The 21,805-nt window shown below is 52.5% G+C and carries 19 protein-coding genes; 9 read left to right on the forward strand and 10 right to left on the reverse strand.

Annotated features, from left to right (window positions below):
- Positions 1-80: 80 nt before the first annotated feature.
- Complete coding sequence (locus AC2CGP_RS14520; RefSeq protein ID WP_171825225.1) at positions 81-311, forward strand: hypothetical protein; 231 nt, start codon at positions 81-83, stop codon at positions 309-311.
- Between the two features lie 509 nt (positions 312-820).
- Here AC2CGP_RS14520 and AC2CGP_RS14525 read toward each other — a convergent pair.
- From AC2CGP_RS14525 to cynR, 6 genes are all read right to left on the reverse strand, one after another.
- The gene (locus tag AC2CGP_RS14525; RefSeq protein ID WP_428891096.1) at positions 821-2,098 is read right to left on the reverse strand and encodes a DUF2254 domain-containing protein; all 1,278 of its coding nucleotides are present in this window, start codon (positions 2,096-2,098) and stop codon (positions 821-823) included.
- Between the two features lie 63 nt (positions 2,099-2,161).
- Positions 2,162-4,159 carry a BCCT family transporter gene (locus tag AC2CGP_RS14530; protein WP_171825227.1) on the reverse strand — a complete coding sequence of 666 codons (1,998 nt, stop codon included), beginning with the start codon at positions 4,157-4,159 and terminating at the stop codon, positions 2,162-2,164.
- 752 nt (positions 4,160-4,911) lie between these two features.
- Positions 4,912-5,844 (reverse strand): LysR family transcriptional regulator, encoded by a 933-nt coding sequence (locus tag AC2CGP_RS14535; RefSeq protein ID WP_015367359.1) that lies wholly within the window; start codon positions 5,842-5,844, stop codon positions 4,912-4,914.
- A 194-nt stretch (positions 5,845-6,038) separates the two neighbouring features.
- Positions 6,039-7,343, reverse strand: a complete 1,305-nt coding sequence (locus AC2CGP_RS14540; RefSeq protein ID WP_484502380.1) for a PQQ-dependent sugar dehydrogenase — start codon at positions 7,341-7,343, stop codon at positions 6,039-6,041.
- Complete coding sequence (locus tag AC2CGP_RS14545) at positions 7,336-7,773, reverse strand: DUF2231 domain-containing protein (protein ID WP_015704919.1); 438 nt, start codon at positions 7,771-7,773, stop codon at positions 7,336-7,338. Before AC2CGP_RS14545 ends, AC2CGP_RS14540 begins: the two co-directional genes overlap by 8 nt.
- Positions 7,774-7,993: 220 nt before the next feature.
- Positions 7,994-8,881 (reverse strand): transcriptional regulator CynR, encoded by an 888-nt coding sequence (gene cynR / locus AC2CGP_RS14550; RefSeq protein ID WP_020079229.1) that lies wholly within the window; start codon positions 8,879-8,881, stop codon positions 7,994-7,996.
- A 109-nt stretch (positions 8,882-8,990) separates the two neighbouring features.
- Between cynR and AC2CGP_RS14555 the strand changes: the two genes are divergently transcribed.
- A complete protein-coding gene (locus AC2CGP_RS14555) occupies positions 8,991-9,641 on the forward strand; it encodes a carbonic anhydrase (RefSeq protein WP_015704921.1) in 651 nt (216 codons plus the stop codon).
- Between the two features lie 33 nt (positions 9,642-9,674).
- Positions 9,675-10,145 (forward strand): cyanase, encoded by a 471-nt coding sequence (gene cynS / locus AC2CGP_RS14560; protein ID WP_015367354.1) that lies wholly within the window; start codon positions 9,675-9,677, stop codon positions 10,143-10,145.
- 51 nt (positions 10,146-10,196) lie between these two features.
- Here the strand turns inward: cynS and AC2CGP_RS14565 are convergent, their stop codons facing one another.
- The 4 genes from AC2CGP_RS14565 to AC2CGP_RS14580 all read right to left on the reverse strand — a co-directional run bounded on the left by AC2CGP_RS14565 (position 10,197) and on the right by AC2CGP_RS14580 (position 15,048).
- Positions 10,197-11,210: a LacI family DNA-binding transcriptional regulator gene (locus AC2CGP_RS14565; protein WP_015367353.1), complete on the reverse strand. Its 1,014-nt coding sequence runs from the start codon at positions 11,208-11,210 to the stop codon at positions 10,197-10,199.
- A 29-nt stretch (positions 11,211-11,239) separates the two neighbouring features.
- Positions 11,240-12,640 (reverse strand): sucrose-6-phosphate hydrolase, encoded by a 1,401-nt coding sequence (locus AC2CGP_RS14570; protein WP_015704924.1) that lies wholly within the window; start codon positions 12,638-12,640, stop codon positions 11,240-11,242.
- Positions 12,640-14,010, reverse strand: a complete 1,371-nt coding sequence (locus AC2CGP_RS14575) for a sucrose-specific PTS transporter subunit IIBC (RefSeq protein ID WP_101739310.1) — start codon at positions 14,008-14,010, stop codon at positions 12,640-12,642. The genes AC2CGP_RS14570 and AC2CGP_RS14575 overlap by 1 nt, the downstream gene beginning before the upstream one ends.
- Before the next feature lie 114 nt (positions 14,011-14,124).
- Positions 14,125-15,048: an aminoimidazole riboside kinase gene (locus tag AC2CGP_RS14580; RefSeq protein WP_484502381.1), complete on the reverse strand. Its 924-nt coding sequence runs from the start codon at positions 15,046-15,048 to the stop codon at positions 14,125-14,127.
- Between the two features lie 1,251 nt (positions 15,049-16,299).
- Between AC2CGP_RS14580 and flhD the strand changes: the two genes are divergently transcribed.
- The 6 genes from flhD to cheW all read left to right on the forward strand — a co-directional run bounded on the left by flhD (position 16,300) and on the right by cheW (position 21,675).
- Positions 16,300-16,650, forward strand: coding sequence for a flagellar transcriptional regulator FlhD (gene flhD, locus AC2CGP_RS14585; RefSeq protein ID WP_015367348.1), 351 nt, complete (start codon positions 16,300-16,302; stop codon positions 16,648-16,650).
- A gap of 2 nt (positions 16,651-16,652) precedes the next feature.
- On the forward strand, positions 16,653-17,234 hold the full coding sequence (gene flhC, locus AC2CGP_RS14590; protein ID WP_213759526.1) for a flagellar transcriptional regulator FlhC: 582 nt from the start codon (positions 16,653-16,655) through the stop codon (positions 17,232-17,234).
- Between the two features lie 141 nt (positions 17,235-17,375).
- Entirely contained in the window at positions 17,376-18,266 is an 891-nt protein-coding gene (motA, locus tag AC2CGP_RS14595; RefSeq protein ID WP_015704927.1) for a flagellar motor stator protein MotA, read from the forward strand.
- Positions 18,263-19,186, forward strand: a complete 924-nt coding sequence (motB, locus tag AC2CGP_RS14600) for a flagellar motor protein MotB (RefSeq protein WP_047076728.1) — start codon at positions 18,263-18,265, stop codon at positions 19,184-19,186. Before motA ends, motB begins: the two co-directional genes overlap by 4 nt.
- Positions 19,183-21,141 carry a chemotaxis protein CheA gene (cheA, locus tag AC2CGP_RS14605; protein WP_047076727.1) on the forward strand — a complete coding sequence of 653 codons (1,959 nt, stop codon included), beginning with the start codon at positions 19,183-19,185 and terminating at the stop codon, positions 21,139-21,141. Before motB ends, cheA begins: the two co-directional genes overlap by 4 nt.
- Positions 21,142-21,174: 33 nt before the next feature.
- Entirely contained in the window at positions 21,175-21,675 is a 501-nt protein-coding gene (cheW, locus tag AC2CGP_RS14610) for a chemotaxis protein CheW (protein WP_015367343.1), read from the forward strand.
- Positions 21,676-21,805: the final 130 nt, after the last annotated feature.

Here is a 21,805-nt window from a genome sequence, read left to right on the forward strand (position 1 = left end):
AATGTACAATAAACATTGCAAACTAATATTTATAATTATAGATTTATTGGTTTTTGCTTTTTCTACGTGGGGTTATTACAATGGGTTTGAATTATAAAGCTATAGGGATTTCACACTTCGATGTTAATGAGTTTAATCAGCATGCATTTCTTGCTCTTGGCGAATGTCTTGCATTGTTAATATTTAAAGGGAAGGATATTAATAAAGAAAATATGATGGAAACACTGATTTCAGAATTAGAAAGACAACATGATGATACTCATAAGGCATATCGGTTAGCCCTTGAAATCGTCGGGGTTTATGGCAGGTAAATTCTCTTTAATTGAAAAAGATGACTCGGGATTGTATCACCAACGGAGATATTAGGCGCAATGACATATCTGACCAGACGAATTTTTCTAGCATAAGATAAAGGTTTTAATGTATATAGTTAGTGCGCTAAGACGCACACAGCAATACGTCGCGAAGTAATTTCCTCCTGGTGTGCCTGCCAGGAGGGCTTTTTACAAGCTTTGCGAATCTAGCCGTTTCACTTGGTTTTGGTACGGCCGCTGTTTAACGCATCCAGCCCTATAGTTGGACTAGCCCGAAGATCTTAAACATTTTCTGTCCTTATGATGAGGTCTGTTCAAAGGCCTCAGGACTTATGCTGCAGAGATGATTGTGATGCAGGTTTCGGTTATAAGCACTTTAATGTATTCGAAGATATCCTAACGAGCTATAACGTTGACAATGTTCTCTCCTGGCACAAAGCAGACGCCCATTTTCACGTGAATGCTTTGTCCTTGACTTGCCAACAACCGAATAGCTTGCTCCGCAATTATGGTTTTTCATTAGAATCTTCGCCACCAAATAAATTATAATAAATTGATTTTATTAGAAATCTGTCAGAATCTATATGGTCAGCACGACTTGCATGCTCTAATGTTTCAAATGCCAGGTTATATGCGGCTTCAGCAAACATCCCAGGCCAACCCGTACTCAGCATAGACAGTCCTTTAAGGACTCTTATCTGAATCTCCCTCATACTGGCGCCATCGCGCGCGACAGGTGAGAAAAAGTCTTCCAGTAGATCGTTATTCTGAAGTGGTGCAACATGTACTGAAGGATATTTCACTTCTATTTCATCAGATTTATTCTGCGCGTAAGCGGAAAGTATACGAACACCTCTGCCAATGACATCAATGGCGGTTCCAGGATCGTTCACTGCGGGGGAAAGGGCCCGGCAGGCTATTTCGGCCATGACGCTAAGACAAAATCGGGGATCCTGAGCAAATGAACGTACATCCGAGACAATAATCGTCTCAAGTAAATCGGTGCTGATTGATGACTCCTGGCCCTGACTCAGGTACAAAACTGGCATGGACGGATGTATGAAACTGCCTGGTTGCGCCACGAGGTATACATGACGGGGATCATTGGTCAGCAACTTGCTGAGTTTCACCATATCAATATATTCAACATAGCCAATCTTCTTCGGATAAACTGCAACCGTTCCTGTCGGCTGTTTATTATTCTCAAGCCATGGATATCCGCCGAGACAGGGATTTCTTGCTCTCGCAATAAATGTTTCGATGGCCGCCTGTTCTACTTTTGCCGTTGTCTCACCGACCCTCCCCAGAGAGGTCAAATGCTGTATCCAGCGAAGCAATGTGATGAGGATTAAGGCAATGACAACCAGTGTGACAATGAATAAAATGACTCTTCCCCTTTCTCCATAAGCTCCCATATTGAGGGCAATAATCCCTACCAGACTGAAGAGAAAAGAACCGATGAAGGTGGCCAGTACATTTTGCGTGGTTACGTCTTCAACGACTAAACGCGTAGCTCTGGGAGTCACATTAGTAGTGGCTGAACCGTAGGCTGTGACCATGATACTCAGTGAAAATGTGGTCACTGCCAGCATACTCGATGCCAGTATGTTCAGAATGTTATCGACTGCTTCCGCACCAACCTTCACTGAAACCGACTCAGGTATCATTGATTTAAAAAGAATAGATAAAAGGGCCGTTATTATCGCAACAATTGCGAATAACGTTGCCCTGAACCATAGTTTTTTAAATGTCTGCTTCAGAATCCATTTCCAGCGAGAAATCATTCAGCATTCCCTCATATTGCGGCCGGGATAAATAATTGCCGCCCGCAGGACGGCATGTTGCTATTAACGAACCAGGTGCAGGAAGTGCAGGTGTTTTTCGTACTGGTCCAGTATGTCATTAATCAGCTGTTCCTGGTTCCACCCCATCACATCATAATTTTGCCCGCCTTCTTTGAGATAAACCTCAGCGCGATAATATCGATGTTGTTCAGTCTGCTGCTCATCATTCTCCATCGCGGCGAGCGCGAAGGTCGGTGAGCTGTACCCGCGTAGCCTCACTTCATATATGAAATTCAGCTCGTTGCCCAAATCGACTTCAAGACGAATACGATCATCGACTGCGTCACTAATGTGGCTTATCGTCCCCTGCTTGTTCAGTTCTTCCTGAACCAGTGTCATGGCGGGCTGGATGACGTCGTCCATAAAACGTTTCACAAGAGATCGCTTCGGCAGATACGCGATATTGCGTAACCTTCTCTGCCAGGGAATTGGGTTACGTGCAGCCGTAGGAGCAATTGTCGCCATGCTCAGGCTTTCACGCTTGGTCAAATCCCGGCGCAAAGCTTTTAACAGTCCGTATATGGATATCAGTAAGATCACGGAGAAGGGCAATGCACTCGCTATTGTCACCGTTTGCAGCGCGCTTAGCCCTCCCGCAAGGAGAAGCGCAATTGCAACAATCCCCATGAGCGAGGCCCAGAAGATTCGCTGCCAGACGGGTGTGTTTGCCACCCCACCTGATGCCAGAGTATCTACAACCATTGCCCCCGAATCAGCAGACGTTACAAAGAAGACGATGACCATCGCCATTGCAATGAATGACAGCACGGAAGAGAACGGGAAATGCTCCAGGAAATTAAACAGGGCAAGCGCAACATCCTGCTGAACGGTATTGGCGAGGTCTGTGGCCCCCTGGTTCATAATGAGATGGATCGCGCTGTTACCAAACACCGTCATCCACATGAGCGTAAAACCCGCAGGAACAAACAGCACGCCGGTGACAAACTCGCGAATGGTTCGCCCGCGGGAGACCCGTGCGATGAACATCCCCACAAACGGCGACCATGAAAGCCACCATCCCCAGTACAGTAATGTCCAGCCCCCCAGCCAGTTGCTCGACTTAGGCTCATACGCGTAAAGGTTGAACGTTTTACTCACCAGTTCCGAAAGATAACCGCCCGTATTTTCCACAAATGACTTCAGCAGAAGCACTGTTGGCCCCAGACACAGGACCAGTGCCAGGAGCAACAACGCCAGACCCAGATTGAGCTCAGACAGGATACGTATTCCCTTATCCAGGCCGGACACCACTGAAATCGTCGCTAATCCCGTGATGACCACGATCAGAATGACCTGCACCGTTTCATTGATGGGCACCCCGAAAAGATGGTTCAAACCGGCATTCACCTGCAAAACACCGTAACCCAGTGATGTCGCAACGCCAAAGACCGTGCCTATAACAGCGAAAATATCAACCGCATGGCCAACAGGACCATAAATACGATCGCCAATGATGGGATAGAGTGCGGAGCGCAGCGTTAAAGGCAGACCGTGACGGTAACTGAAGAACGCCAGAATCAGCGCCACAATGGCATAAATTGCCCATGCGTGCAGTCCCCAGTGGAAGAAGGTCAGACGCATTGCTTCCTTGGCTGCCGCAACGGTTTCTGGGGTGCCGACGGGGGGCGAAAGATAATGCATTACAGGTTCGGCAACGCCAAAGAACATCAGGCCGATCCCCATCCCTGCCGAAAAAAGCATCGCAAACCAGGAGTGGTAGCTGAAATCAGGCTGCGCATGGTCCGGACCCAGCTTGATATCACCGTAGCGTGAGAGTCCAAGGAACGTGACACTCAGTAAAATCAGGGCCACAGCAAGGATGTAAAACCAGCTGGCGTTCGTGAAGATTTGTTGCTGAAGTAGTTTAAAATTTTTGTCGGCGACATCCGGGAATACGGCGGCAAAGGCAACAAGAAGGAAAATTAACAAAGCAGATGTATAGAATACCGCGTTGTTAATCTGGCTTGTAGACTTCTTTGGGATTGTATCATTTTCACTCATAATCATTTATTCCATTAATTAAATCCGCAATGGATAGAAGGTACTACCTCTCACATAGTAGCAAAGTTCAACTGGCTGTGCGGTGTTAATTGGAACGCATGGTGTAATGAGTGCCGATCCAAATCATCTTATATTCTAAGGGAGATTTAGTTACTCAGCCTGCCACTTCCTGGGTATTTAATTTGCATATTCTGTACCAGAGCGGGGATATACGTTAAGTGAAGTATATTAGGCACGAATTACCAGCGTGTGCTTTTGGTACAGCGCGGACTCTAAGATTATGTTTGGCTCTGTGCCTTAAGAGTGCCGAATCAGGTCTAAGACACAACAAATATTGCCATTTGGTGACATTAAGCCACCCGGTAACAGGATACAAAAGTTACCGAGTGTTAATCATTTGAGTTGTGAGGACACACTGTTCAATCATGCATGCCATTTTGTTAGCTAAATCTACTTGTCGTATATAGCCCCGAAAATGACAGAGGGTAAACAAAAAGTGTTGGTATACTATCTGCGGAGAAGTGGATAACCTACTGAAAAATATGTGTAGGATAATGTCTGAGTATACCAGAAGATTGTGTTATCATATTGATTTTAAATGATATTTCTCCGGTCTTGAAAACCGGCGACCCGAAAGGGTTCTAGAGTTCGAATCTCTACGCTTCCGCCAAATATGAAAAGGGGTTACCGAAAGGTAACCCCTTTTTGCTTTGGGTTCCTCCGGCACATCCCTGCTTCAACCTCTCTCGTCATTAATGAGTCTCCTCCTCCCAGTAGGGCGGCATCCCAATCTTTTCAACCATAAAGTCGATAAAGGCTCGGACTTTATGCGGCACTCTCCTGTTTTGCGGGTACAGCATCCAGATGGCGGTTTCGCCAGGGAACATACTAAATTCCCACTCCGGGAATACCCGTTGAATGAGCCCTTGTTCTTCTGCCTGCTGCGATAGCCAGTTCGGTAAAATCGCAATCCCGGTGTGATTGACGCAGGCATAAAGCATGGCGGCGCTATCGCTAACGCTCAGTCGGTAGTTAATCGAGATGCGCTGCCATTCATCTTCTGAACCCATCTTACGGGTATACCAACCGGCGCCATGCAGGCGAGAAAACATCACGATATTGATCTGCTGCTGGTCGGCGCCCGGCGTGGCAGAAGGGCGGTTTTCCGCAATCCACTGCGGGCTGGCCCAGGCTGAACGCGTCTGAGAAGCCAGTTTACGGGCATGAATCGAGGAGTCAGGCAAAATGCCGATGCGAATACTCAGGTCGATGCGCGCTTCAATCAGATCCTGCACTTCATCGTTAAAACTAATATCCAGCGAAATGTTGGGGTGCAGGCGAAGAAATTCATCAACAAAAGGCATCACGTGCAGACGGCCGAAGGTACTGGGTACGCTTAACCGCAGCAGGCCGGAAGGCTGTTTATCCAGTGCGGAAGTTAACTGACGGGTTTCCTCCCATTGTAATAACAGTTGTTGGGCGTGCGAGTAAAAAAATGCCCCGGTTTCGGTTAATGCTAATCCACGGGTTGAGCGGTTAAACAACGTCACCTGTAAATACTCTTCCAGCTCGGAAATATGGCGAGAGACGGTGGATACTTCAATATTTAAGGCTTTGGCGGCGGCGCTGAAACTTTTATAGTCAGCGGCGCTAACGAATGTTCTGATTGCGGATAAATGGTTCATCTGCTCTACGTCTCTTTGATGATGAATGTTTCTCAGCAACCTGTTCTGGTGTAGTCAACTACGATAGCGGTCCTGATAACTCAGCTTATCACTTTGTTTTCTCCATTATTCCCGGCAATATCTATGGATAATAATTTTAGGGCATAAAAAAGGCTCCCCTGACCGCGGGAAGCCGGAAAATTGATAGTGATATTTTATTTTGCGCTGACGCGCCAGACGGTATTACCGACATCGTCGGCAATGATTAACGCCCCTTCATTATCCTGCGCGAGTCCGACCGGCGCGCCGTACAGCTCTTTCTCATCGCGAGAGACAAAGCCGGTGATCACGCTCTGTGGTTTACCGACCGGTTTGCCGTCTTTAAAAGCGACGAAGCTGACTTTATAACCATTCAGCGGCGAACGGTCCCAACTGCCATGCTCGCTGATAAACACGCCGCCCTGATAGGTTTGCGACAACATTTTTCCGGTATAAAACAGCATTCCCAGCGGCGCAACGTGGGAGCTCAGGGCATAATCCGGTTTGATCGCTTTGGCGACCATGTCCGGGCGCGGCGGCTGTACGCGGCGGTCAACGTGCTGTCCGAAATAGCTCCACGGCCAGCCATAAAACCCGCCATCCTGCACCGAAGTTAAATAATCGGGCACCAGGTCGGCGCCGATTTCATCGCGCTCATTGGCAATAGCCCAAAGCTTGCCCGTCTGCGGTTCCCAACCGAGTCCGGTAGGATTCCTGATACCGCTGGCGAAGATACGGCTTGCGCCGGTTGCCGTATCAACCTCCAGAACCGTGGCGCGACGATATTCAATATCCAGTCCATTCTCAGTGATATTACTGTTCGAGCCGACGCCCACATACAGCTTCTTACCATCCGGGCTTGCCAGTAACGCTTTGGTCCAGTGGTGATTGACGGTGCTGGGCAGGTCAGCCAGCTCGCTCCCCGCATCGCTGATATGTGTCGCCCCCGGCTGGTAGTGATAACGCATGATGTTGCCGGTATTGGCGACGTAAAGATCATCTCCAATCAGTTGTACGCCGAAAGGCGAGTGCAGGTGTTCAAGGAAAATATGTTTCTCCCAACCGCTGGCGTTTTTACGCAATAGCGTAATGCGATTCCCGCCTTTTCCACCTTTGCCTGACTGATTTTTCACTATCCCGGCAATCAGCTGTTTCGGCGTAGTCAGCGGTTCCTCGCCAGGACCGTTGCTTTCAACGACCAGAATATCGTCGTTTGGCAGGACATAGACCATTCTGGGATGCAGGAATCCATCGGCTATTTTTTCTATTTTCAGCCCCTGGGCGACCGCCGGTTGTCCATCTCTCTTCCAGCCCACGCCGCGGGGAACCTGCATCGGCGGCATCAGGAAATCCTGGGCCTTCGGCATTACGGGATCGGGCCCTACCTGCTGATCCGGGCTGAGTTTCGCTTTCTCATCGCATCCGGACAGGGCAAGCGCGGTGGCGAGCATAACGGGCAGGGGCAGTAATACTTTATTCATGGCGAATCCCCTTATTATTAGCCAGGCAAGTGGAGCTGATAATATTGGCGACAAGCAGACAGATAACGGTAATCGATGAATAGATTACGTTCTGCGGCGCAATCGCCCAGGCGTCGCGGCTATGAACAAAACAGTTTACCAACGCGGCAATAATAGCGATAAGGTTTAGCCAGAAATCAATTTTTGCCGCCGGGCGTCGAGGAGTAAAAAACCAGACCTGCACCAGATTAATCAACCGCGGAATGATGGCAAAAATAAGGCCAAGGGCAATAAGCCAACTGGCGCATTTTCCCCACATCACGTTAGTGCTGTAGAGATAAATAATATCGAAGATGAGACCGGCGATAAAAAAGCCGTAAGGCACCGGGTTGAGTAGATTATATATGACCATCGCAAGGCTATTACCTCGGTCATGAGAGCGTTCACTCATTGTCAATTCCTTGTCAGGGGGAATAAGGTAGGATGAAAATAATGCTGACGTTCAAGCCGGAATAATGAATACCGCTTAGCAGATAAAATTATACATATTGTTAACAATTTCAGTATGCCAATCGCGGGAAATCTGTTTTGCGCAAATGGTCATACTGGCTACGGTAAGATTGTTGCAGAAGGAAGGCGGCGGGCCAGATGCTGGCCGCGCCATCGTACGCTTAACTTTCTATTTGGGCTGCCAGCTCCCGGGCTATTTCGGCGAAAATTCGCGCCGCAGCTTTTGGTCGGGCGCCTTTGCGCTGCATTAACACCGCGGTTCTCTCAAGCGCGGCTTCTTTAAGCAATCGGGTCACCAGGCCAGTGCGCTGGGCGGCGACATTTAGCGGCAGAATGGTCACTAATTGGGTTCGCTGGATGATATCGAGGATGGCATTGATCGAGTGCATTTCAATGGTCACCTGCGGGTGAAAACCGGCTTGCTGTAAGCAGTGGTCAATTTGCAACCGGGTGGCGAAATGATGATTGAGCAGAATAAACTCCTCCGCGGCGAGCTGGCTCAAAGAAAGGGACTCTTCGCGGGCCAACGGGTGATGGTCCGCGACAACCAACGCCAGCACTTCCTGTAACAGCGGGGTGGAAACAATGTCTGGCGCGGTCCCCCCGGCAAAGGCAATACCAATATCCAGCTCATTTTCCAGCAGCAGGCCCTCCATCTTCTCCTGCGGCATCTCCTGAATATCCAGCGTGATATGCGGATAACGCGCATGAAATTCCGCCACTAATGGGACGACGAAATAGGAAGTAAAAGTGGGTGTCACGGCAATACGTAGAGAACCGCGGCTGAGGTCTGCGACATCATGAATGGCGCGTTGACCCTCATCCAGCAGTTGAAATGCCTGACGGGCATACTGCAAAAACACTTCTCCCGCGTCCGTTAGATGAATATGCCGGCCGCTACGGTCAAAAAGCTGCGCATCCAGGCTCTCTTCTAACATCCTGATTTGCTGTGAGAGCGCCGGTTGTGAAATATGCAGGGCTTCCGCCGCACGGGTAAAACCCTGATGTTCGGCGACGGCGAGGAAATATCTAACGTAGCGAATATTCACACTTACAATCCATAAGTTTTTTGGATGAGTTTGATTATAAACAAGACTTTTATTTTATGCCACGCGGCGCGTAACCTCCCTGACATTCCACAGCGAGGTAGACATTATCATGAAAGAAATCATTGACGGTTTTCTTAAATTTCAACGTGATGCATTTCCTGAGCGCGCAGAACTGTTTAAAAGTTTAGCCTCCCGGCAGAGCCCCAGTACGCTGTTTATTTCCTGTTCCGATAGCCGAATGGTTCCTGAACTGGTTACCCAGCGTGAACCCGGCGATCTGTTTGTCATCCGTAATGCCGGCAATATTGTCCCTTCTTACGGTCCGGAGCCCGGCGGCGTGTCGGCCTCGGTGGAGTATGCCGTTGCTGTCCTGAAGGTCACGGATATTGTGATTTGCGGTCACTCCGATTGCGGGGCGATGACGGCGATTGCGCAGTGTAGCTGTCTGGATCATGTCCCCGCCGTCAAACACTGGTTGCAATATGCGGATTCGGCAAAAGTGGTGAACGATGCCCGCGAGCATCGCGATCCACAGGCCAAAACCGCGGCGATGGTGCATGAAAATGTCATTGCCCAACTGGCGAATATTCAAACCCATCCTGCGGTACGCCTGGCGCTTGATGAAGGACGTCTGTCGCTACATGGCTGGGTATATGACATTGAAACAGGGGATATTGCCGCCTATGACGGCAATGCCAGAGCTTTTATTTCGCTGGCCGGTCATCCGGATACCAGAGCGGTGCCGGTTTACGGTCAGTAATTTCATTTCACTACGATATAACGAGGTCACACCATGATTCAGTCACAAGTCAGCCGCGAAGTTCGTCTGGAGTTAGCGAATAAAATTTTGCTGATTAAAGCCAAAAAGGATCTCTCCTTTGCACAACTGGTTGAAGGCACCGGTTTATCCGAAGCCTTCGTGACGGCCGCGCTATTGGGCCAGCATCCGCTGCCTGTCGAAGTCGCGAAAATGGTAGGCGCAAAACTGGAGCTCAGCGACGATGATGTTTTGCTGCTGCAGACCATCCCGGTCAGAGGTTCTATTGAAGACCGCGTACCAACGGACCCGACCATGTATCGCTTCTATGAAATGCTGCAGGTCTACGACACTACGCTGAAAGCGCTCATTCATGAAAAATTCGGCGACGGGATCATCAGCGCGATTAATTTTAAGCTGGATGTGAAAAAAGTCAGCGATCCGGAAGGCGGACATCGTGCAGTGATTACTTTCGATGGAAAGTATCTGCCAACGAAACCTTTCTGATGACAATTAACCGTTAACAGTACGGGCCTGAACCACGATCCAGGCCCGTTATTATCTGGCTGGCTGATAACGCATTTGCAGCGTGGCGGGCAGATAGCGCTGTAGCGGCTGTGGCATTTTACCGTCGATCAGCTGACTGATGAGATCGTAGCAGTGCCAGGCCAACTGGCGGTTATCCTGCTGGATGGTGTCGATGCGCAGCGATAGCGAATCATACAGATAGTGGTCATCGAAGCTGGCTAAATGGATCCCGGAATCCAGCAGGTTATGCTGGCTCATATAACGTAGTACCCCTTCCAGCAAGCCGCAGGCGGCAGTAAACAGCGCCTTCGGCGGCCGCCCGAGACGGGCGCACAGCGCGGCAAACATCTCATAGCCTGAGCTTGGGTGATAGTTGCCGTTGATGATCCATTCCGGGCGTAACTCAACCCCTGCCTGGGCTAATCCCTGACTAAATCCGGCCAGCCGATCGCGCGAGGGCGAGAGCCGCGGCTGCCCGCCGAGAAACCAGAACTCATCCGCGTGTTGCCCGGCGATACGGGCGATAAGTTCCGCCGTCGGCGCCAGTGAATCGGTCATCACCAGCGGCAGCGCGCTGTCGTTTGGATTACGGTCGAACAGCACCACCGGCAGCTGCTCGCTGAGCTTCAGATAGTCGGCGTCGCTATGCATGCAAGAGGCGACAATTAAACCATCGACCTGACGGGCAATCATATTATTGACCACCATGCTCTCCTGACCGGGATTCTCATCGGTGCAAGAGATAAGCAGCTGTACGCCGGCTTCGCGGCACAGGGTTTCCAGCTCGTGAGAAAACACGGCAAAACCATAGTTGGTGATCTCTGGCACAACCAGACCAATGGTATGGCTGCGGCTATCGCGCAGTGAACGGGCGTGAATACTCGGCTGGTAGTGCTGCTCGCGGGCGATAGCCAGCACCCGTTCGCGCGTCTCCTGCGCCACGCGCAGCTCTTTACCGCGACCGTTCAAGACCAGGCTGGCGGTGGCTTTAGAGACGCCAGCCAGTTCGGCGATATCTTTAATGGTAATGCGTTTAGGTTTCATCACGAGACAGGCGCCTGAAAGCAAAACGCTTATTCTACCATGCATGGCCGCAGCGGCCAGCAGCAGAATGCCCCCGGCGTCGCACCGCTGAATACCAGTTTTCCAGGATAATCCGCAAAGAAGCGGCTGCTCATCACTCCCACGCCATCGTTAATAAAGATTTCGACGCTGGAACGGTCGATGAGGATCTGCAGTTTATGCGCCGCGCCGCGCCAGTAACGGTAATCGACTGTATCGGCCACCAGGCTTCGACGGGCCAGACGTACGCCGCGGCTGTCCAGCGAAAGCTGCAGCGCGCCCGCGAAATCCAGCGTCAGCGCATCGTCTGGCGCAACCTCGAAGGCCAGTTCCATCGGCTGCAGCGCCAGCGGTTCGGTCTGCCAGCCTTGCGCCTCGCCGCGAAGCGCCGCCAGTTCGCGCACGGGATTTTGATACAGCGTGCCGTGGCGCCAGCTGAGTTCCCGCAGGCAGGTCATCTGATGGATCCAGCCGTGGGCCCGCGTAGGTTGCTGCATCTCTTCTCCGTCGGGAACCCCCATCCAGCCAACCAGCAGACGGCGACCATCCTCCGCCAGGGTGGTTTGCGGCGCATAGAATTCGAAGCCGCTATCCAGCTCTTCGATCGCGCCATGGCGCCAGGTGGCGGCGGTTTGATCGAAATGGCCCTGCATCCAGACTGCCGGATAGGTGTTCAGGAAGCGCTGTGCCTCACGCGGCAATCCCTGCGGGCAGCTCAGTAAAATATACCGATCGCCGAGCGGGAACAGATCCGGGCATTCCCACATATAGCCGGCGTCTTTCAAGCCGTTAAGTCCGCTACCGGCAATTTCGCCATGGCTATTCCACTGCATCAAATCAGTAGAGCTGAATAGCAGTACCTTGCCGCGGTCGGCCAGATCGCGCGCGCCCAGCACCATCAACCAGCGATCGCCATCGCGCCAGACTTTGGGATCGCGCACGTGGCCGCTATAGCCTGCTGGCAGCGCCAGCACCGGGCCCTGTTTGCGAAAAGTGCCGTCGGGATTTTGCGTCGCCAGACACTGCCAGGCGGTACGGCTGCCATCGTTAAATTTCACATTACCGGTGTAGCACAGCGTCAGGATGCCGTTGTTATCTACCGCGCTGCCGGAGTAACAACCGTTACGGTCGTACTCCTCCTCTGGCAGCAGGGCAATCGGTTCGTGCCGCCAGTGCAGCAGATCCGGCGAACTCCAGTGTCCCCAGCCCTTATAGCGGTGATCGCAGGCGAGGGGATTCCACTGATAAAACAGATGATAACGACCATTGAAGTGGATAAAACCGTTCGGATCGTTCAGTAGCCCGCATACCGGCGCCAGATGCCACTGCGGATAGTGCTTATCCCGCAGCGCGCGCGGCTGGTGGTTCATGACGGCCTGCAAGACCAACGGTAACAAAGAAGGCTGCGACATTATTCTGCATCCGTTTTGTATTTGAGCGTCAGCGAAACGATAAAGGCGACCACAAATGCGATAGCCAGCCCGATGAGGTAGTTAAGCAGGGAACTGGCCTGCACGATAGCCATTCCGGGGATGGCGGTCAGGCCGACGGCGGTCATATAGACGTGCATGGAGACGACCCAGACGCCGCCTGCCGCGCCGCCAATCAACGCGGCGATAAAGGGCTTAACGTAGCGCAGGTTGATGCCGAATATCGCCGCTTCAGTGATGCCCAGCATCGCCGAAAAGGCGGACGGGAGGGCAATGGCTTTCACTTTCGCATCTTTGGTTTTAAACCACACCGCCAGACAGGCGCCGCCCTGGGCAATATTAGCCATCGCCCAGATAGGCAGCAGGAAATTGACGCCGATCGACGGGTTACCGAGCAGCCCGGCTTCGATGGCATGGAAGCTGTGGTGGATACCGGTGATGACGATCACCGAATACAGTCCACCGAATAGCAGCCCTGCCAGCCAACCAGCATGAGCAATAAGCGTGCTGAGAATAAATGAGATGCCGTCGCCGAGGGCACGACCGGCCGGGCCGATTATCAGCAGGGCGATAAAACCGGAGATAATAACCGTCAGGAACGGCGTGAGGATCAGATCCAGCGCGTCGGGAATCAGGCGTCGCAGTTGCTTCTCAAGCAGGCTCATAAACCACACCGCCAGCAGCACCGGGAACACCGTCCCCTGATAACCGATCATCGCCACCTCGAGGCCGAAGAAATTCATGGTATGGAATCCCGAAGCCACTCCCCAGGCGTTGGTCAGCGCCGGGTGGGTAAGAATACCGCCGAGGGTTGCGCCAAGATAAGGGTTACCGCCGAATTCACGCGCGGCGGTAAACCCGATCAGGATTGGCAGGATAATAAAAGCGGCCGAACTACACATATCGAGGATCAGGTAGATGGCGTTGCCCGGATCAACCCAGCCGTAGGTTTTCACCATCCCCAGCAGTCCCATCAGCAGACCGGAGGCGACGATCGCCGGAATAATGGGCACAAAGATGTTCGACAGCAGGCGGGCGATCCGCTGGAACGGATTCAGTTTTTTCGCCGCCAGGTCTGCGGCTTCGGATTTGCTCGACTCGCTAATACCGGCCGCCTGAATAAAAGCGGCATACACTTTATTGACCACGCCGGTACCGAAGATGATTTGCATCTGGCCGGCGTTGCGAAAGCAGCCTTTTACCCCCTCAACTTTACCGATGGCCTGCTGGTCGGCGAGCGCGTCATCGACCAGTACCAGACGCAAGCGGGTGGCGCAGTGCGCGGCGCTGGCGATATTTTCTTTGCCGCCGAGCAGCGACAGCAGAGCGCGAGAAATCTGTTGAAAATCCATAGTACCCTCTACAAAGTCTGTCATCATCATGGGCTATTGGGGGCCTGGAATGCCCCTAATGGCCGCTTTGCTAATTTTGCTAAAACGTTTTAATTATTTTGCCTGCTTTCATCGTTAATACTGGCGGTTCACATCGGCCTGGTACGGTAAGGCGGTCATCGCGCCTTTGGCGGTGGTCGCCAGCGCGCCGCAGGTTTGCGCCAGCGCGACGATCGGCTCCAGCGCGGCGACATCTTCAGGGAAGCCGTGAGCGGCGAGACTGGCGAGTAGCCCGGCAACAAAGGCATCGCCGGCTCCGGTGGTATCAACGCTGACCACCGGACGGGCCGGGAAGTGAATATGCTGTTGCTGGAACAGCGCCTGCACCCCGGCTTTTCCTTGCGTGATTAACAGCAGTTTTGGCTGAAAGCGCTCGCGGAACCGCGCAATACCGCGGGCAATATCGTCGCTACCGCTGATCAAGGCCAACTCCTCTTCCGACAGTTTCACCACGTCAGCCAATGCCAGCGCCCGGTCGAGACAACGCCGTAACAGCTGGGGATCCTGCCACAGATCGCTGCGGATATTAGGGTCGAAGCTGACGCTGCCGCCGGTATGTTTAATCTTTTCCATCGCCGCGAAAGCGCTGCTCCGGCTGGGCTCGGCGCTGAGAGCGATAGAGCAGACGTGCAACCACTGGCCGGCCTCAAATGGCGGGAGATCGTCTGGTTGTAAAAAAAGATCGGCGCTTGGACGGACCATAAAGGTAAAGGTGCGTTCGCCGTGTTCATCCAGCGCTACCACGACGGTTGAGGTACGTTGTGCGGGATCTAAAGAAAGATGGCTGATATCCACCTTCTCCTGGCACAGCGTCTGACGCATAAAATGGCCAAAAGAGTCGTCGCCGACCCGACCAATAAACCCGCTATTGCCGCCAAGCCGCGCGACGCCGACCGCGACGTTAGCCGGTGCGCCGCCCGGGCACTGTAATAAACGACCATCGCCCTCAGGCAGCAGATCGACGACCGCATCCCCGAGTACCCATACTTTACTGGTCATACTGATATTCCTTTTAGCTAAACTTTGTTAAACCGGTTTAGCTAATTTAAACATAACCGAAAATCCAACGGAACGAGGAAGTGATGAAAATGCGAACGGCAACGATGAAATGTGATCCAGTCGAGATATTGCACCTTTCGTGCTAGCTATTTTTTCTTTACTACAGCTTTGCAAATGAACGTGTCATTTTTCCCTACCAATAATAGGGGGGGGGGGGGCCAGGACGATAGGAGCTTATTGCCGGAGAAAAAATCCTCATATACCTATTTATTAATATTCATTCGCCGTTGTTGGGTGGTTTAAAAATATATTCATGATGGTTTACGGGAGAGGGTGAGACCATTAATTACTTCTCATTTTTTATTATTTTAACGTGGTAATAAGCTCGTTTCGTTAAAGGAATGTTAGAAAAGAAACTCGGGAAAAAATACCCATTTTGGGTAATGCACCAGGCGGTAAATGTTATAAAAAATTTATCCGTATCTGGCGAAGTTGAGCCACAAACAGGCGCGGAAAATAGCGCCTGGCGTCACGACTGAGGGTAAGTTGCGCGCATCTTGTACAATTCGTTGAGCCGAAAAAACAGGCAGCCTCAGACTGTTGCTGTTCGATTTTTATACGTTTTCCGTAGGTGCTATCAGGGTATTAGATCTAATATCCTTGTATTACACCATGGTTATTTTTTATCGTAAAAACTAATGATTTACGTTGAATTTAACGCTCGTTCAGATTTTTATTCTTCAATTTTTATAATGTTATTTTTTTGTTCTAAATGTGCCAAATAAAACTAATTGCAATGGTTGATAACACTTTTTTTAAGGTAATTCATTTACTTGTGATCGTTAAATGATCGAATGTTGGTTATAAAGTGATCGAAATGAGGTGTTGTTACCGGTATTATTTTTTGTTTTTGTGATCAATGTCTCATTATATTCAAAATTTCCCCATACTTAATTGTGTGTGCTAATGATTCGGGAGTAGAGTTGCGCCGCCTTAAGAATATTCTTATAGAATTTCTAAAAATAGTTTCATGGCAATTCAACTCTCTCGAAGCAAATTCTTTACATCCTCCACTCCAGTTTGCACCTGTAACAAACTATTAACAGTGGGGTGAGTTTGACGATTAGCTGAATTTTTAGCTATCGCGAGTGAGCGTTTTAATTGCCGTCTTGGGGAAATAGCTGAGGTCACGGGCGATTAAGTATCACGCCCCGTGTATGTTTTCTAACATGGCTTATCGGGATAGGGATTATGGGTACCTCCGAATTACTTAAGCATATTTATGACTTCAACCTGTCGTATTTATTTTTAGCACAGCGGCTGATCAACGATGAAAAAGTATCCGCAATGTTTCGTCTGGGAATTGACGAAACCATGGTTGATACCCTGGCGCAACTGACGTTACCGCAGATGGTGAAACTGGCTGAAACTAATCAGCTGGTGTGCAATCTGCGCTTCAGCGACCATCAGACTATCGAGCAATTGACCAAAGAGTCGCGCGTTGATGACCTCCAGCAGATCCATACCGGTATCCTGCTTTCCAGTCACCTGCTGCAAGAGCTCCGCGCCAAAGAAGGCGCTGCAGCGAAGAAAAGTGTTTGATAATGGCTGAGAAAAGTATTGTTCAGGAAGCGAAGGATATTCAGCTCGCCATGGAGCTGATTTCCCTCGGCGCGCGTCTGCAGATGCTGGAGAGTGAAACTCAGCTTAGCCGCGGGCGCTTAATTAAACTTTACAAAGAGCTGCGCGGCAGCCCGCCGCCGAAAGGGATGCTGCCGTTCTCGACCGATTGGTTTATGACCTGGGAGCAGAATATTCATTCGTCGATGTTCTACAACGCCTATTTGTTCCTGCTGAAGAGCGGCAAATGCAGTGGAGTAGAAGCGGTGATCAAAGCCTATCGCCTGTACCTCGAACAGTGTCCGCAAGAAGCGGGCGAAGCGCCGCTACTGGCGTTGACCCGCGCCTGGACGCTGGTGCGCTTTGTTGATAGCGGTATGCTGCAGCTCTCTGCCTGCAACAACTGCGGCGGCTCATTTATCACCCACGCGCACCATCCGCAGCACGATTTTGTCTGCACATTATGCCAACCGCCTTCACGCGCCGTAAAAAGACGTAAACTTTCTTCGCAACTGGCCGATATAACCTCTCAACTGCTGGACGAGCAGGCTAAACGCGTCATGTAAGTCGCCGTTCCGACGACTTACGGCAATCCATTTCGACGTGTAATACGCAGGGGCGGCATGCCGCCCCCCATTCCCCGCCTGGTTTACGCCAGGGCGCGTTTGCCTCGCCCGCCATCCACATTGTTAATTTGAGGTATGCGTGTGCTAGTGATATTGGGTTATCTCGTGGTCCTGGGAGCGGTATTTGGCGGCTATTTACTGGTGGGCGGCCACCTTGGCGCGCTGTACCAGCCGGCGGAATTCCTGATTATCGGCGGCGCCGGCATCGGCGCGTTTATCGTCGGCAACAACGGAAAGGCCATCAAATCCACGCTGCGGGCCTTGCCCAAAATGGTACGTCGCTCCAAATACAGCAAGGCGCTGTATATGGATCTGATGGCGTTGCTGTTCCTGCTGCTCGCAAAATCCCGTCAACAGGGGATGCTGTCGCTTGAGTTCGATATCGACAATCCTCAGGAAAGTGAAATTTTCGCTAATTATCCGCGCATCCTTGCCGATAACCATCTGGTGGAGTTCATAACCGATTATTTACGCCTGATGGTGAGCGGCAACATGAATGCTTTTGAAATTGAAGCGCTGATGGACGAAGAGATCGAAACCTTCGAACAGGAGAGCGAAGTGCCCGCCGGCAGCCTGGCGATGGTCGGCGACTCTCTGCCGGCATTTGGTATTGTCGCGGCGGTAATGGGGGTGGTGCACGCGCTGGCCTCGGCGGACCGTCCGGCGGCAGAGCTCGGGGCGCTCATCGCCAACGCGATGGTGGGGACTTTCCTCGGCATTCTGCTGGCCTATGGATTTATCTCGCCACTATCCACGCTGCTGCGGCAAAAAAGCGCCGAGACCGTCAAGATGATGCAGTGCATCAAGGTGACGTTGCTCTCCAGCCTCAACGGCTACGCGCCGCAAATCGCCGTCGAATTTGGCCGCAAAACGCTGTATACCACCGAGCGCCCGTCGTTTGTCGAGCTTGAAGAACACGTACGCCAGGTGAAAGCGCCCGCCGCGCAGGCGACGGAAAGTGAAGAAGCATGAAGCATAATCACCCGGTGGTTCTGGTCAGAAAGCGCAAATCGCACCAGCCCGCCCATCACGGCGGTTCGTGGAAGATTGCCTATGCCGATTTTATGACGGCGATGATGGCCTTCTTCCTTGTGATGTGGCTGCTGGCGATCGCCAGCCCGCAGGAGCTGACGCAAATAGCCGAATATTTCCGTACGCCGCTGAAAGTCGCCCTCACCAGCGGCGATAAAAGCAGCTCGGAAAGCAGCCCGATCCCCGGCGGCGGCGAAGACCCAACCCGTGAAGTCGGGCTGGTTAGCAAACAGATCAATACCGCGGATAAACGTGCCGAAGAGCTACGGCTTAACAAACTGCGTGACAAGCTCGATCAGTTGATTGAGTCAGACCCGCGCCTGAAGGCGCTACGTCCGCATCTGCTGATCAACATGATGGACGAAGGACTGCGCATTCAGATTATCGATAGCCAGAATCGGCCGATGTTTAAAACCGGTAGCGCTCAGGTTGAAAGCTATATGCGCGATATCCTGCGAGCGATTGCGCCAATCCTCAATGATTTGCCGAACAAGATCAGCCTCGCCGGGCATACCGATGACATCCCCTACGCCAGCGGCGAACGCGGTTACAGCAACTGGGAACTGTCGGCGGATCGCGCCAACGCCTCGCGCCGTGAGCTGATCGCCGGCGGCCTGGCGGAAGGGAAGGTGCTGCGGGTGGTTGGTATGGCGGCGACCATGAGCCTGAAACAGCACGGCGCTGATGATGCCATCAACCGCCGCATTACCGTACTGGTGCTTAACAAAGAGACCCAGCAGAGCATTGAGCATGAAAATGGCGAAAGCAATGCGCTGGAGATTAGCCAGCCGGATGCGCTGCCAAAGCTGGTCGCGCCCGCGTCGGTTAACCGCGATTCACACCCAGAGGTGACCCCATGAGCATGGATATTAGCGCTTTTTATCAGACTTTTTTTGATGAAGCAGACGAGCTGCTGGCAGACATGGAGCAACACCTGCTGGAGCTGGATCCGCAGGCCCCCGATATCGAACCGCTAAACGCTATTTTTCGCGCGGCGCACTCGATCAAAGGCGGCGCGGCGACGTTTGGCTTTTCCGTATTGCAGGAAACCACCCATCTGCTGGAGAACCTGCTCGACGGCGCCCGGCGCGAGGAGATGCGCTTGAGCACCGAAATTATCAATCTGTTTCTGGAAACCAAAGATATTATGCAGGAGCAACTGGACGCCTATAAAACCTCGCAGCAGCCTGACGCTGAGAGCTTTGACTATATCTGCCAGGCGCTGCGGCAGCTGGCGCTGGAAGCGCAGCAGCAGGACGCGCCTGCCGCTGCGCCCGTCGTGGCCCAGCCTGCGCCGACGGCCATCGCCGGCGGTATGCGCGTGAGCTTAACCGGGCTTAAAGCCAATGAAATTCCGCTGATGCTGGAAGAGCTTGGCAACCTCGGCGAGGTTCAGGATCCGCAGCAAACTGACAATAGCCTTGAGGTGACCCTGCTGACCACCGCCAGCGAAGAAGATATTTGCGCGGTGCTCTGTTTCGTTCTTGAGCCGGAACAGATCAGCTTTACCACGCCGCCAACCACTGCCGCTAAACCATTGCCATCGGCCGAAGTTGTGCCGCCGCCTGTCGCCCAGCCGCAACCTGCTGCCGTCGAGCCGCCCAAAGCGCCGAGAGCGAAGGCCAGCGAATCGACCAGTATTCGCGTGGCGGTAGAGAAAGTTGACCAGCTGATTAACCTCGTCGGCGAACTAGTGATCACCCAGTCCATGCTGGCGCAGCGCTCAGGTAACCTGGATCCGGTGACGCATGGCGATCTGCTCAACAGCATGAGCCAGCTGGAACGTAACGCTCGCGACCTGCAGGAATCGGTGATGTCGATTCGCATGATGCCGATGGAATATGTATTCAGCCGCTACCCGCGGCTGGTGCGCGACCTGGCCGGCAAGCTCAATAAGCAGGTGGAACTGACGCTGCAGGGCAGCTCCACCGAACTTGATAAGAGCCTGATCGAGCGCATTATCGACCCGTTAACCCACCTGGTGCGCAATAGCCTCGACCACGGTATTGAAGATCCGCAAACCCGTCTGGCGGCAGGTAAGTCTGAGGTGGGCAATCTGATTCTTTCCGCTGAACATCAGGGCGGCAATATCTGCATCGAAGTGATCGATGACGGCGCCGGGCTCAATCGCGAAAAAATTCTCGCCAAAGCGGCGGCGCAGGGGCTGGCGGTCAGCGACAGCATGAGTGATGAAGAGGTCGGAATGCTTATTTTCGCGCCGGGCTTTTCGACCGCGGAACAGGTGACCGACGTCTCTGGCCGCGGCGTCGGCATGGACGTCGTGAAACGGAATATCCAGGAGATGGGCGGTCACGTGGAAATCCATTCCCGCGCGGGCAAAGGGACCTCGATTCGTATTTTGCTGCCGCTGACGCTCGCCATCCTTGACGGCATGTCGGTCAAGGTCAATGAAGAGGTCTTTATTCTGCCGCTCAATGCGGTGATGGAATCGCTGCAGCCGCAGGCCGAAGACCTGCATCCGATGGCCGGCGGCGAGCGGATGCTGCAGGTTCGCGGCGAGTATCTACCGCTGGTGGAGCTCTACCGGGTGTTTGATGTCGCCGGGGCGAAAACCGAGGCCACCCAGGGCATCGTGGTGATTCTGCAAAGCGCCGGCCGCCGCTATGCGCTGCTGGTGGATCAGCTGATCGGCCAGCACCAGGTGGTGGTGAAAAACCTGGAAAGCAATTACCGCAAAGTGCCGGGAATTTCCGCGGCGACGATCCTCGGCGACGGCAGCGTGGCGCTGATCGTCGACGTGTCGGCGCTGCAAATGCTCAATCGGGAAAAGCTGCTGAGCGCAGCGGCCGCATAACGACTCATCTCATCAAATTAACAGGTGCAGACCATGGCAGGATTAGCAACCGTCAGCAAATTGGCTGGCGAAACGGTAGGTCAGGAGTTTTTAATCTTTACCCTCGGCAATGAAGAATACGGCATCGATATTCTGAAAGTGCAGGAGATCCGCGGCTATGACCAGGTGACGCGTATCGCCAACACCCCGGATTTCATCAAAGGCGTCACCAATCTGCGCGGGGTGATCGTGCCGATTATCGACCTGCGGGTAAAATTCGCCCAGCAGGGCGTCTCTTATGATGAAAACACGGTGGTTATCGTGCTTAACTTCGGCCAGCGGGTGGTGGGGATTGTGGTCGACGGCGTCTCTGACGTGTTGTCTCTCACCGCCGAACAGATCCGCCCGGCGCCGGAATTCGCGGTAACGCTGGCGACCGAGTATCTCACCGGTCTTGGCGCGCTCGGCGAGCGTATGTTGATTCTCGTCGATATCGAAAAGCTGCTCAGCAGCGAAGAGATGGCGCTGGTCGATAACGTCGCCAAAAGCCACTAAGCAAAGGGGCGCGCCCGGTCGCGCCCGGTAAAAATAGTCCCCGCCTGGCATAAAGTTCCCCTCTCGTACGCCGATAACCCTTTCAGTCACATACGTAAAGCCTGGCCGTTCAGGCTTCCAGGAAGGGGAA

Source organism: Klebsiella sp. SYXHC3, assembly GCF_057196925.1.